Here is an 11,858-nt window from a genome sequence, read left to right on the forward strand (position 1 = left end):
CCCCTGCATTGCTGCGACTGGCGGAGCCACCGGACTGGGGGAGCGGTCGCCGCGCGGACAACGCTATACTCGGCCTGCGCGGATGTAGCTCAGTTGGTAGAGCGTCTGCTTGCCATGCAGAAGGTCGAGAGTTCGAGTCTCTTCATCCGCTTCGATTCCAAGCCGTTTCCGGACTTCGCTACCCCTGAGCGTGCCCCGTTCATGCCCCGAACGCTTCCAGCCGAGCGAGGATCGCATCGTTCGCGGTTGCGACCAGCGTGCCGTAGCGTAGCTCGATCATATTCACACTCGTGCCCATGATCCGCGACAGCTCGAACGGCGTGATCCCGGCCGCTAGCGAGTTCGAGGCGAACGTCGAGCGGAGATCGTAGAGCCGCGCCGGCTTCTCTATCCCGGCGGCCTCCACGGCCGGCCCCCATTCGCGACGGCGGAAGTTCGCAACATCGAACGGCCCTTTCCGTGTTGAGCGCCGTCAACGGCGCAACACCGTTTCCGTCGACAACCCGAGTCAATCGGCAATCTGACGAGCGGTGAGGAGCCGGACTGTCCCCGTGCAGCATCGGTTTGCGGGCCGGCCAGACGGGGAAGGACACCAGCCATGACACCCACCGAAACGACTCCCGTGCCGCCGACACCCCGCCCCGACCCAATGCCTGGTCCCGATCCGATGCCTCCGACCGAACCGGATCCGGTCCCTTCGCCCATCATCTGAGTCGCGAGGCCACCTCCTCCGCGTCGAGAAGCCGGCCAGTCACGTTTAGGTTTCGCCTTCTGTAGCAGAGGGAACGACACAGGTCTGCGGGCTCGGCCGCCGGGCCCGCATAACCGCGCGCCGAACCAACGGTGGGAAGGCATAGATCAGGAGGCTGTCCGTAACGATGGCCGTCGGGCCCGGAAGGTTTGACGCGAACCGCGCAGGTGCATGATTTGTGTCATGCAGCGATTCCTGCTTCTCGCCGCCGTCTTGGCCCTCGCGATCGCGCTTCTCGCGACCTCAGGGTCGGCCGCGCCCGACCGCTCTCCCATGTTCAGCTTCTGCGATGGGCAACTCGTGGAGATCCCGGACGTTCGTCCCTGCCCCGACGGGTCGTTGAGGGTCATCCGGTGAGCGGGTACACCGGGGGAAAGCTCGAAGCGTGGTCATGGTGACGAGCGTCTCAGCGGCGCGTGAACGTGTAGTGCGTGACACCACTCGGTGAGCCCGTGGGCTCTATTGTGAAGCGCTCTTCGAGCGTTTCGAGGTCGTCCCACAGGCGCACGCCGCGGCCGAGCACGATCGGCGCGACGACGACGTGCATGAAGTCGACGAGGTCGGCGGCGAGGAACTCGCGCACGGTCGACGGGCCACCACCGATGCGGATGTCGCGGCCGCCAGCCGCCTCGCGCGCGGCGGCGAGCGCCTCGGCCGGGGAGGCGTCGATGAAGTGGAAGGTCGTTCCGCCCTGCATAGCAATGGACGGCCGCACGTGGTGGGTGAGAACGAACGTCGGCGTGTGGAACGGCGGATTGTCGCCCCACCAGCCCTGCCATTGCTCGTCGGCCCACGCGCCGCGCTGAGGCCCGAACTTGTTGCGACCCATGATCTCGACGCCGATGCCGTCGTTCCAGCGCCGGGCGAAGCTGTCGTCGAGCTCGTTGTTTCCGCCCATTTCGCCAAACATCGCCTGGAACGTATGCGTGCCGAACGCCCACGACATCAGGCGCATGCCGGCGTGGCCAAAGGGTGACTCGAGTGACTGTCCCTCGCCCGTGGCGAAGCCGTCGAGCGAGACCGTGAAGTTGTGGATGCGTACCTGGCCGATGGTGCATTTCTACCGGATCGGGTTGCCCTGGGGAATCGGGCCGCGCGATGTTGTGAACGTCTGACGACGCGAATGCGAGCAGACGATCGACGCCGCCATGATCGTGAAGCCGGCGCGTCCATACGATCTCCGCTCGACGTTCGCCTCGAACTCGCTCGCTGTCGTCTCCTGCGCCGCTCCCACAGACGCACCCCGGACGGGTCTCGCTGCGATGCTCGTTGGGCCGTCCGGCTACGGCTCGACGATGCCACGCCGGATGGCGTAGCGGGTGAGTTCGACGCGGTCGCTCATCCCGAGCTTCTTGAGGATATTGGCGCGGTGGCGTTCTACGGTTTTGGGGCTGATCACCAGTAGCTCCGCGATCTCCTTGGAGCTGTGGGATTCTGCGATGAGCTTTACGATCTGGGTTTCGCGTGGTGTCAGGCTCTCGTTGTCGGATGGTGCCCGGCGCTCTAGGTGGTCGCGAATCAGCGTGCGGATGGCTGAGGGGTAGAGGAAGGGCTCGTCGCGCATTGCGGCGCGGCAGGCCTGGATCAGGTCGCGGTCGACGCCTGACTTCAGCACGTAGCCTGACGCGCCTGCCTTGAGTGCTTCGAAGAGATACTCGGAACTGTCGTACATCGAGAGCATCAGAATGCGTACCCCGGGCCGAGCGATGAGGATCTCGCGAGCCGCGTTGATTCCGGTCATGCGGGGCATCGAGACATCCATGATGGCGAGATCGATCTCGGTCGCGAGTGCTGCTCGTACGGCTTCGATCCCGTCGCCGGCCTCGGCTACCACGGTCAGATCGGGCTCGGCGTCGATCAGTAATCGAAGTCCCTGGCGGACGACGTGGTGGTCGTCGGCGAGCAGGATGCGGGTGGCCTGGCTGTCGTTCATCGGTCGAGTGGGGCCGTGAGCGTGACCTGCGCGCCGCCGCTGCCCAGGTTCTCGGTCAGGAGCGTTGCTTCGATCAGCATTGCCCGCTCGCGCATCCCGAGGATGCCGTGCCGGGTCTGTGGTGGTTGCGGGAGTCCCACGCCGTTGTCGCGAATGCGGAGGATGACAGCGTCTCCGGTCCGTTCGAGCGTCAGCTCTGCGTTTGTGGCCTGGGAGTGGCGGGCGACGTTGGTGAGGCTCTCCTGGGCGACCCGATAGATGACGAGTTCCGTTTCGTCGCCCAGATCGCCCAAATCCGGGCGAATCTCGTGGCTGATCCGAAGTCCGGACTCGTGCGAGACCCTCGTGACGAGGGCAGCGAGGGCTTTGGCGAGGCCGAGGTCAGTAAGTGCCTCGGGCCTCAGTTGGCGCACTACCAGGCTGATCCGTTCGATTGCGTCACGGGTTGCGTCCTGCGTCGCCCGCACATCCGGGAGGAGCTCCGTCGGCGCCCGACCCGCCAGCGATTCGAGGCGCAGGAGAACTCCTGTGAGAACCTGGCCGACATCATCGTGCAATTCCTGAGCGACGCGCCAGCGTTCGCCCTCCTGTGCGGCGAGCGCGCGTCTGCTGCTCTCGCGCCGTTCGGTCTCGAGACGGTCGAGCATGTCGTTGAAAACACCGACGAGCTCTCGTACCTCCGAGGTGCCGGCCACCTCGAGACGCTCGCGGGGCTGCTGGAGATCGACCTCGCTCATCAGGCGCGTGAGTCGGTCGAGGGGTGCGAAGGCCGTGCGCAGGGCGAACGCGTTGAGGACGAGGATTGCACCGAGACCGACGACCAACACGATCGCCTCGGTGGCTTCGACAGGGAAGCTGATCGTGGCCGGGGTCACCGTGAGTGCGAGCGTCGCAAGGACGAAGACGGCGGCGTTGAGGAGAAACACCCTCCGATAGAGGCTGCCGCGTGTCATCCTCATGAGCTGCGAACGCATTGTCGTCCTGATTCTCACAGCTGGAACGCCAGCAGATAAGCGGTCGCAATAACGAGCGAGACGAACGTGATCGGAAGACCTACCACGAGAAAGCGCAGGAACGAGATCCTCGTGCCGCTCCGGGCGAGCGCGGAGACGGCGGCGACGTTGGCTGCGGCCGCGATCATGGTGGCGTTCCCTCCGAAGCACGCGCCGAGCGCGAGCGCCCACCATGTGGCATCGTCGAATCCGTCCATCTGGAGCTCGTCGACGACCGGGATCATCGCGGCGGTGAAGGGGATGTTGTCGACGAGGGCGGATCCGGCTGCCGCGCCCCACAACACGACGAGCGCTTCCGCAGTCCTCGAACCGCCCGTGACTCCGGCGAACCCGTCGGCGATCTTCGTGATAAGTCCCTGTTCCTCCAGGCTGCCTACCATGATGAAGAGGCCGATGAAAAAGAAGATCGTGCCCCACTCGACTCGTTCCAGGGCCCATTCGAGGTCGTGGCCGGAGACGAGCAGCATCACGGTCGCGCCGGCCATCGCCACCGTCACCGGCTCCACGTGTAGGGGAGCGTGAAGGAAGAACCCAACGATGGTGCCGCAGAGCACGGCGAGGATCGGGACGAGGCGTTCTCGCTTGAGCTCTCCCCGTGGATCGAGCGACGCGACGCGCTCGTGCGCGTCCGGAGTGGTGGCGAGCGATCGTCGGTAGAGGAAGTAGAGCAGCAGCGTCGTCGTGAGCAACGTCACCGCGGCGACCGGGCCGAGGTTGACGATGAAGTCGAGGAACGAGAGCTCCTCGACGTGCGAGCCGATCATGATGTTCGGGGGATCGCCGATCAGCGTTGCCGTGCCACCGATATTCGACGCCATCACCTGTACGAGCACGAGCGGCACAACCGGAATAGCGAGCAGCCGCGAGAGCTGCAGGCTGATCGGAACCACGAGCAGGATCGCCGTCAGGTTGTCGAGGAACGCCGACAGGACACCCGTCATCAGTGCGAGCAGGAAAATCAGGCGGAACGGCCGCCCGCGCGACATCCGTGCGACGTGCAGCGCGAGAAAGGAGAAGACACCAGTCGGCTCCGTGAGCCCGACGATGATCATCATCCCCACGAGCAGCCCAAGCGTCGCCCAATCGACCGACTCGATCGCGGTGTCAACGTCGAGCGCCCCGACGAGCACGAGAACGGTGGCGCCCACGAGCGCGACCTTCGTCCGATGGCCGAACTCGAGCGCGATAGCGAGCAAGGCGACCGCGAAGGCGGAGGCCGCAACGATAGCCACGACGGTTCCTCCGTCCTGCGGGTCAAGCTCGGCGAGCACCGAGTCACCCAAGGATGCCTGCGGGTAACGCGCGGGAGCAATGGGGTCGAGACACCATGCGATGCTCGTAGCCCCACCCACTCGTCGCTCTCTTCCAAGCGGTAGTTGCAGCCGCGATGAAGCCTCAATGGGTCGGCGCACGGATCGACGCGCACGCGTGCGCCCGGCACCATGCTGGTCATGGTCATGAGACTGCCCTTCGTGCCGCTGCCTTCGGCACCACCGGCAGACACCGCCGACGCGCTTGTCTACTACGTCGTGGACACCGCGGAGGGGCCTGTCGGCGTTCTCGAGGGGTTCGAACGAGACGAGCGGGGGCGACCCGCAACCCTGATCGTCTCCCAGGGTTGGTTCGGCCGGCGGCGGCTCCTTGTTCCGATCGAGCAACTCGTCGACGTCGACCACGCCCGCAAGCGCGTCATCCTCGCCCCCGGCGCAGCCCCGATCGAGCCCAAAGGCGCGCTCGAGCGCCTCTTGAGCCTCGGGGCGGCCTGAGCCAGGAACAGTGGAGTGCAGGACAGCGTCGCCCGGTTCTGTGCGAAGCCGCCAGGAAGGATTGGCGGCCATAGGCTTTGCTGTCGTAACCGGGTACACGCTGCGATGAGCTCTCTGGCCTTGCAGCTGGTCAGCCGCGGGAGCGATAGGTCGACCGTTTCAATCTCCGGCCAGCGTCGTCGAGAGCGCGGATTGCTGCCGAACACGCTCGCGAGGCCGGTGAGCTGGCGGGGCAGCCGGAACGCGTTGCGAGGGCGTCGCTAGCCCGTCCCTGTCGTAGGTTGCCGGACTTCGGCTGGCCGCCGTACAGGCCTTCGCATCCCGTTGAACGTGATTCAAGAAGCGTCGCGCGATGTCGATAGGAGGTGTGAGCGGGGAGCGTCCTGAGCCCCGCGTTCAGGAGCTTGTGCTCGCTCCATCACTCTTTGGAGGATAGTCCGTGAAGCGGGTGATCTATCGCAGTCAGGCCGAGATCGATTTCAGCCCCGGTGAACTCGTGGCTCTGTTGGAGTTTTCGCGGCGCAGGAACACCGAGAGTGCCCTGACCGGGCCTGAGACCGAACATCCACTGTTCGAAGCGGATCCGATCGCAAGCGGTGGAGTCGCCCAGACGCTGCTGACGCTTTATCCGAAGGACTGCAGTCGATAGTGCCAGCCTCGAGCACAAGCCTGACGATGGCTGGCAATGGCGGAGTCCTACACCTGTTTTCCTTCGCGGGGCCGGAAGCATGTCTGCGTGAGGTGAGCGAGGCTTTCGCGTCCCTTCTGGGGCTGACCAGCGGAGAGCTGAGCGGACGGTCCGTCCTCGAGTTTGTTCATCTCGACGACCGTCACGCACTCTCCGACGCACTGGCCATGCGTACATGCAACGCCTGCGAGGTCACAGTCGGATGCCGGTTCGTTCAGGCTGACGGGCGGCACATCTACCTGCAATGGGCCGTGCGACCGCTGCCCGGCAAAGACGTCTGGCAGGCGGCCAGCATCGAGTCCGACGATCTTGTCGACCTACTGGCCGAGCGACGAGGCCTTCGCACGCGCCTCGACCTTGCCATCGGGCAGGCAACCGCCGCGATGTGGGACTTCAATATTCTCGAAGATCGAATCGGCTGGGAACCGCAGGCGGCCGAGATCCTCGGTTTCGCTCCGGAACACCTTCCGAACAGCCCGGCCGAGTTGGCTGCGGCCGTGATCCCCGCGGACAGCCACATCGTGCACGAGGCCCTCGACCGGCTCCTCGCCGAGGGACAGACCGAGGTCGGACTCCGCATCGGACAGGACAGCGAGATCCGTCATCTTTCGCTGCGCAGCCGGATCCTCGACCGGGACGCGTCCGGACGACCCTTGCGGGCAGTCGGGCTCTTGATCGACATCACCACCGCGAAGGCTATGGAGGAGCAGTTGCTGCGGATGAGCGTCAGCGACGCGCTGACTGGGATTCCGAACCGCCGCGCCTTCGATCACGCACTGCGCGGTGAATGGCGCCGCTGCACCCGCGCTCGTGAGGCGCTCTCGATCATCATGGTCGATATCGACTGCTTCAAACAGTTCAACGACTCCTTCGGTCACCCAGTCGGAGATCAGGCCCTCATCACGGTCGCCCGCGCACTTGCCGCGAACCCTCGACGCGAGGGCGATCTGGTCGCCCGCTACGGCGGCGAGGAGTTCGCAATCATCCTTCCCGGCACCGATGCCGCTGGCGCCCATCGTGTAGGCCACCAACTCGTCGAGGCCGTGCGCGCTCTCACCGTCCGCCAGGCTCCCGGTTGGAATCTCAGCGTCTCGGTGGGTACTGCCAGCTGGCATCCCGACCGCGAGCTGATCAACCCGTCCGAACTGCACCGACGCGCTGACGAGGCACTCTACGCGGCCAAGGCGGCCGGGAAGGACAGATCGGTCGTCTACGAGGACTCGCTTGCTGCCCAGCACACACTCCAGATCGCGATCGCAAAGGGAATCGAGCAACACGAGTTCGAGCTGTACTACCAACCGCTGATCGACCTAGCCCGCAACAACGTGACCGGTTTCGAGGCGCTGATCCGATGGAACCGCCCCGGACACGGCCGCGTCTCGCCGGATGACTTCATCCCCCTCGCCGAGACGACAACCCTGATCTGCGAGCTCGGACGCTGGACCATTCGGGAAGCAACCCGCCAACTCGCGCTGTGGGCCGACGAAAGCGACGTCGCATCCACGTTGCGAGTCGCGGTGAACATCTCCGCTCGCCATGCCGCGAGCCTCACACTCGTGACCGATGTCGAAGAAGCCCTCGCCGCGGCCGCGATCTCCGCCCACCAGCTCGAGGTAGAAATAACCGAGACAGCACTCAGGGACAGCCTGCTAGACCACACAGCACTTGCCCGCCTGCGCTCCCTCGGGGTCAGCGTCGCGATCGACGACTTCGGTACCGGCTATACCTCGATCGGGGAACTCGCCCATCTCCCCGCCGATGTCGTCAAGATCGACGGAAGCTTCACCGCCTCGCCCGATCCCCGGACACAGGACCTCGTCAGGCTCATGATCGACGCCGCACACACCTTCGACCTGCGAGTCGTCGCCGAAGGGATCGAAAGCGAGTCAACACTTCAAACACTACGCACCCTCAAATGCGACGCCGGACAGGGCTACCTCCTGGCACGACCGATGCCCGCCAACCGCGTCATCCCCTGGCTCAGCGCCTGGCGAGCCCGCACGTCACCCCTCAGCACCCGATAACGGGAACCGCTCGTCCCCGCCGACTGCCGGACATCGCAGCACAAGCCGTCGCGGTACGTTGGAGGCCCCGCTTTCGCCGACACTCCTCCTACAAGATCTTCGGCTGACCCTGTTGTGCACACGCCGCGTCGGCGATGCTCACGCCGTACGAGTCGGGATGTCGGCCGGCTCGAGGGACGAGAGTTGCGCTGTCGTGAGCTCGGTCAAGACCCTCGCGTTCAGGCGGACCGACTGACGCTGGATGCTCTCCTCGACAAGGTTCCGGACGAGCCGGGCGTTGCCGAAGCTCGAGTCGCGTGCTGCCCATTCCCGCTCCAGAAGCGCCTGCGTCGCTTCGGACGCCTCGCGCGTGAGTGTGTAGTCACCGTCGGCCACCATCGAGACGAAGATCTGCATCAGCTCGGACGGCGTGTAGCTGGGGAACTCGATCGTGCGTGAGAAGCGACTAGCGAGACCCGGGTTCGTGGCGAGAAACGCCTCCATCTCGACGGGATAGCCCGCAGCGATGACGACGAACCGGTCGCGATCGTTCTCCATCCGGACGAGAAGCGTCTCGATCGCCTCGCGGCCGAAGTCCTGGCTGCTTGTCCCGCCGAGCGAGTACGCCTCGTCGATGAAGAGGACGCCGCCGAGCGCGCTGTCGATCACAGCGTTCGTCTTGATCGCCGTCTGGCCGACATAGCCCCCGACGAGGTCCTGACGCGCCGCCTCGACGAGACGCCCGTGCGGCAGGAGTCCGAGCGCCGCAAAGATCTCCCCGATCAGCCGGGCGACGGTCGTCTTACCGGTACCGGGAGGGCCGTCAAAGACGAGGTGATGGTTGAGATTGGGAGTTCTGAGACCGTCTGCCTGCCGTTGCTGTTGCACGCGGAGGAATGCGATCAACGCGCGCACACGTTCCTTGACCGGTGCGAGGCCGATCAGCCCGTCCAACTCGGCGAGAATGCGCGCGAGTCGCTGCGCATCTTCCAGGGCAGGCGCGTCGGCGGTCGCGACGTCCGTTGTCACAGAATCCGCCTGCTCGCTCTCGCTCTTACCTGTGCTCGCCGCCGCGAGCTCTTCGACTGGCTGCTCTGGCTCGGTCGCCATCTCCTTCGACGCGCGCGGAGGACGGAGAGGTCCGATGCCCCTCCTCGACTCGACCAGGTCTGTGAGGACGCGGTCGAGCCGATCCCAGGTCTCATCGGTCTTGCCGATTCCGCTCCACCCGTACCAGAGAAGGAAGATGTTCTTTCCGTACTGACGGGCTGCCTGGAAGAGCCCGTCCCCGACGTCTTGCCAGTTGATCCCTCGTGCGTCGAGCCTCAGCCGTTCACCACCCTCGCCGCCAAGGAGAATCTCGGGGTACGCCGCCTCACCACTCCTGACAACAAAGATCGTGAAGGTCCCGTACTTGCCGGAGCGCGACGCGTCGGACGACTCCAGGAGATCGAAAATGCCGTCGCTCATGTTCGAGCGAACAAGCTGTTCTCCGGTCTCGGCCCGAAAGTGGTCTATCAGCTCGGACGCCGAGAACGCCAATCCGTGATCGAGGGCGTGACTGGATGTGTACCCGGTCAGAGACAAAGATCTCCCATGACGGATGGATCGGCACGGGAGGGGCAGAACATTAGAACGTCACCGCTTGTGCCAGCAACGCAGAGCGCGTGACCGCTGTGCGTAGGCGCATCGGCCGTCGAGGCAGGTGCCCGACGACGCTCGCCTCCGTCGCTCGAGATCGTCACCGTGCTGGGGGCGATCGCCGGGTTCGATGGCTATCCCGGCCGACGCGAAGGCACCTGGGCAACCCGTCCCAAGGGGCACTGAAGTGAGGGTGGCGGCGCGTCACGACGCGTTTCGGCCGGCGGCGTGGGCAGGCGTGCCTGTCTCAGTCGTCGGGCACGGCCGCTCGGTCGCAACCATCGAACCGGGCCCCTCGTCGCTCAGGCGGGCAGGGGCTTCTCCGCGAGCCGCGCACGCAACGGCGCACCGCTCGGTACGGCGAGGGGCTCCCCGGCATCGCGCCGGTCGACCCTGGCATTCCAGAGGTCGACCTGAAGGCGGTCGATCTCATCGATCAGAACGGTGATGGCCTTCCCCGCGGCTCGAAGCTCCTCGCGGTCGTCAGATGCGAGCCCGACGCCCCAGCCGCGAAGAATCTCGAGCCGCTGCTCGTCAAGCCGCTCCATCATCAGAGCAACCTACTGCACGCCGACTCGCGGTTCCATCCCCCGGCGTCAGAATCTCTCCGCTCTTTGGGACACGTTTCTTCCCGTCGGGTGTCGTCTAGGCTTCCGAGGTGCCCGTCCCGATCATCGGCCGCTCCCGATCGTGCGCGGCCCTCGACGAGATCGCGCTCCACGTGGCAGGTGGCGTGCCGAGCTACGCGTCTCCGAGCGAGCCACGAGCTCGCGACTCGGGGCGCCGTCCAGGACGTCGCTGAATGATCAGGTCGATCCCCGTCATCGATCTCGAGTCCCCGCAGGTCTCCGACGCATTCCTGCGAGCGTATGGCGACGTCGGCTTTGCGTACCTGGAGGGCCACGGTATACCGGAGGACCTCGTGGCCCGGGCGTTCGAGGCGTCGGCCAGCTTCCACGCACTTCCTCTCGAGGAAAAGCTCGCACTGACCGTAAACGCCCAGCACCGTGGGTACATGCCCTTTGCAGAGTCGATGATCGTCTCGTCGTCGATCCAGAAAGCGACGAAGCCCAACCTGAGCGAGTCGCTGATGGTAATGCACGAAGTCGACCCCGGAGACCTTGGCCGTCGCGAGGATCCGCTGGCAGGGCCAAATCAGTGGCCTGCAATTCCGGGTTTCCGGGAAGCAATCACCGCGTACGAGGTGGCACTGCAGGGACTGGCGCGGCGGCTCGTCGGTGTGTTCGAATCAGCACTCGGTGCCGAGGAAGGGACGCTTTCACGGTCGTTCGAGTTTCCGACCACGTTTCTCCGCCTTCTCCACTATCCACCGCAGGATCCGACCGGGCCAGATGACGAGTTTGGCTCGAACCCTCACACCGACTACGGCTTCCTGACGATCCTCGCTCAGGATTCCAGTGGGGGACTCCAGGTGCGGGCTCCCGACGGCGAGACGTGGCTCGACGCGCCGCCGCGCCCGGGAGCCTTCGTCCTCAACGTCGGCGACATCGGAGAGCGGTGGTCGAACGGCACCCTCCGCTCGACGCCACACAGAGTGCTCAACCGGGCAGGACGGGATCGGTACTCGATCCCGTATTTCTTCGATCCGGCGGCAACAGCCGTCGTGGCCCCGCTTCCCGCGTGCGTACCGAGTGGCACGGCATCGCGGTACGAGGCCGTCACCTACGGCGACTACCTCCTCGCAAAGCTGAATGCAAACCACTCGTACCGTCAGCCTGCTGCAGGCTGATCGGCCTTAGCGTCTCCGCCAGAGCCACCGTGTGGCAAACGCGAAGACGATCGAGATCAGGAACGCTGTCGCGGCGACTGACCACTGCTGCCGCAGGATGCTGAGCACGAAGACCGCCGTCACGACCACCGTGTAGACGGCAAACCAGACGTGCGTGTGACGGCGCTTAGGCCCAGGCGGGGTGCTCACGTTGCAACTCCTTCGTCGATGAGGCCGATCAGCGCCGTCGCGATCTCATCCGGCGTCGGTGGGCAGCCGGGGATGCGCAGGTCGACCGGAAGCACGTCCTCCACGGGGCCGACGATCTCGGACG

At 65.4% G+C, this 11,858-nt stretch carries 15 protein-coding genes and 1 tRNA gene; 7 read left to right on the forward strand and 9 right to left on the reverse strand.

Annotated features, from left to right (window positions below; translation table 11 throughout):
* Window positions 1-78: 78 nt before the first annotated feature.
* Window positions 79-151, forward strand: a tRNA-Gly gene (locus ABIR74_RS01825).
* Window positions 152-199: 48 nt separating this feature from the next.
* On the opposite strand, the gene ABIR74_RS01830 is transcribed toward ABIR74_RS01825, so the two are convergent.
* Window positions 200-406, reverse strand: a complete 207-nt coding sequence (locus tag ABIR74_RS01830) for a hypothetical protein (protein ID WP_348174904.1) — start codon at window positions 404-406, stop codon at window positions 200-202.
* Between the two features lie 528 nt (window positions 407-934).
* On the opposite strand from ABIR74_RS01830, the gene ABIR74_RS01835 reads away from it, so the two are divergent.
* Window positions 935-1,108 carry a hypothetical protein gene (locus tag ABIR74_RS01835; RefSeq protein ID WP_348174905.1) on the forward strand — a complete coding sequence of 58 codons (174 nt, stop codon included), beginning with the start codon at window positions 935-937 and terminating at the stop codon, window positions 1,106-1,108.
* A gap of 49 nt (window positions 1,109-1,157) precedes the next feature.
* Here the strand turns inward: ABIR74_RS01835 and ABIR74_RS01840 are convergent, their stop codons facing one another.
* The gene (locus ABIR74_RS01840; protein WP_348174917.1) at window positions 1,158-1,802 is read right to left on the reverse strand and encodes a dihydrofolate reductase family protein; all 645 of its coding nucleotides are present in this window, start codon (window positions 1,800-1,802) and stop codon (window positions 1,158-1,160) included.
* A 97-nt stretch (window positions 1,803-1,899) separates the two neighbouring features.
* On the opposite strand from ABIR74_RS01840, the gene ABIR74_RS01845 reads away from it, so the two are divergent.
* Complete coding sequence (locus ABIR74_RS01845) at window positions 1,900-2,067, forward strand: hypothetical protein (protein ID WP_348174906.1); 168 nt, start codon at window positions 1,900-1,902, stop codon at window positions 2,065-2,067.
* Here ABIR74_RS01845 and ABIR74_RS01850 read toward each other — a convergent pair.
* From ABIR74_RS01850 to ABIR74_RS01860, 3 genes are read right to left on the reverse strand one after another with little or no spacing between them, the layout of a single operon-like run.
* Window positions 2,034-2,684: a response regulator transcription factor gene (locus ABIR74_RS01850; RefSeq protein WP_348174907.1), complete on the reverse strand. Its 651-nt coding sequence runs from the start codon at window positions 2,682-2,684 to the stop codon at window positions 2,034-2,036. The genes ABIR74_RS01845 and ABIR74_RS01850 overlap by 34 nt on opposite strands.
* Entirely contained in the window at window positions 2,681-3,658 is a 978-nt protein-coding gene (locus tag ABIR74_RS01855) for a histidine kinase (protein WP_348174908.1), read from the reverse strand. Before ABIR74_RS01855 ends, ABIR74_RS01850 begins: the two co-directional genes overlap by 4 nt.
* A 14-nt stretch (window positions 3,659-3,672) precedes the next feature.
* Window positions 3,673-4,929, reverse strand: coding sequence for an ArsB/NhaD family transporter (locus ABIR74_RS01860; protein ID WP_348174909.1), 1,257 nt, complete (start codon window positions 4,927-4,929; stop codon window positions 3,673-3,675).
* Between the two features lie 225 nt (window positions 4,930-5,154).
* Between ABIR74_RS01860 and ABIR74_RS01865 the strand changes: the two genes are divergently transcribed.
* The 3 genes from ABIR74_RS01865 to ABIR74_RS01875 all read left to right on the forward strand — a co-directional run bounded on the left by ABIR74_RS01865 (window position 5,155) and on the right by ABIR74_RS01875 (window position 8,175).
* Entirely contained in the window at window positions 5,155-5,463 is a 309-nt protein-coding gene (locus tag ABIR74_RS01865; protein ID WP_348174910.1) for a hypothetical protein, read from the forward strand.
* A gap of 439 nt (window positions 5,464-5,902) precedes the next feature.
* A complete protein-coding gene (locus tag ABIR74_RS01870) occupies window positions 5,903-6,112 on the forward strand; it encodes a hypothetical protein (protein WP_348174911.1) in 210 nt (69 codons plus the stop codon).
* 26 nt (window positions 6,113-6,138) lie between these two features.
* Window positions 6,139-8,175: an EAL domain-containing protein gene (locus tag ABIR74_RS01875; protein ID WP_348174912.1), complete on the forward strand. Its 2,037-nt coding sequence runs from the start codon at window positions 6,139-6,141 to the stop codon at window positions 8,173-8,175.
* Window positions 8,176-8,313: 138 nt separating this feature from the next.
* Here the strand turns inward: ABIR74_RS01875 and ABIR74_RS01880 are convergent, their stop codons facing one another.
* Window positions 8,314-9,624 (reverse strand): AAA family ATPase, encoded by a 1,311-nt coding sequence (locus ABIR74_RS01880; protein ID WP_348174913.1) that lies wholly within the window; start codon window positions 9,622-9,624, stop codon window positions 8,314-8,316.
* A gap of 473 nt (window positions 9,625-10,097) precedes the next feature.
* A complete protein-coding gene (locus ABIR74_RS01885) occupies window positions 10,098-10,346 on the reverse strand; it encodes a hypothetical protein (RefSeq protein WP_348174914.1) in 249 nt (82 codons plus the stop codon).
* Between the two features lie 251 nt (window positions 10,347-10,597).
* Between ABIR74_RS01885 and ABIR74_RS01890 the strand changes: the two genes are divergently transcribed.
* Complete coding sequence (locus ABIR74_RS01890; protein ID WP_348174915.1) at window positions 10,598-11,545, forward strand: 2OG-Fe(II) oxygenase family protein; 948 nt, start codon at window positions 10,598-10,600, stop codon at window positions 11,543-11,545.
* Window positions 11,546-11,551: 6 nt separating this feature from the next.
* Here ABIR74_RS01890 and ABIR74_RS01895 read toward each other — a convergent pair whose 3' ends face one another.
* Both ABIR74_RS01895 and ABIR74_RS01900 read right to left on the reverse strand, forming a co-directional pair.
* Entirely contained in the window at window positions 11,552-11,734 is a 183-nt protein-coding gene (locus ABIR74_RS01895; RefSeq protein ID WP_348174916.1) for a hypothetical protein, read from the reverse strand.
* Complete coding sequence (locus tag ABIR74_RS01900; RefSeq protein ID WP_348174918.1) at window positions 11,731-11,838, reverse strand: hypothetical protein; 108 nt, start codon at window positions 11,836-11,838, stop codon at window positions 11,731-11,733. Before ABIR74_RS01900 ends, ABIR74_RS01895 begins: the two co-directional genes overlap by 4 nt.
* Window positions 11,839-11,858 lie beyond the last annotated feature (20 nt).

This window comes from Gaiella sp. (assembly GCF_039915195.1).
GTDB lineage: Bacteria > Actinomycetota > Thermoleophilia > Gaiellales > Gaiellaceae > Gaiella.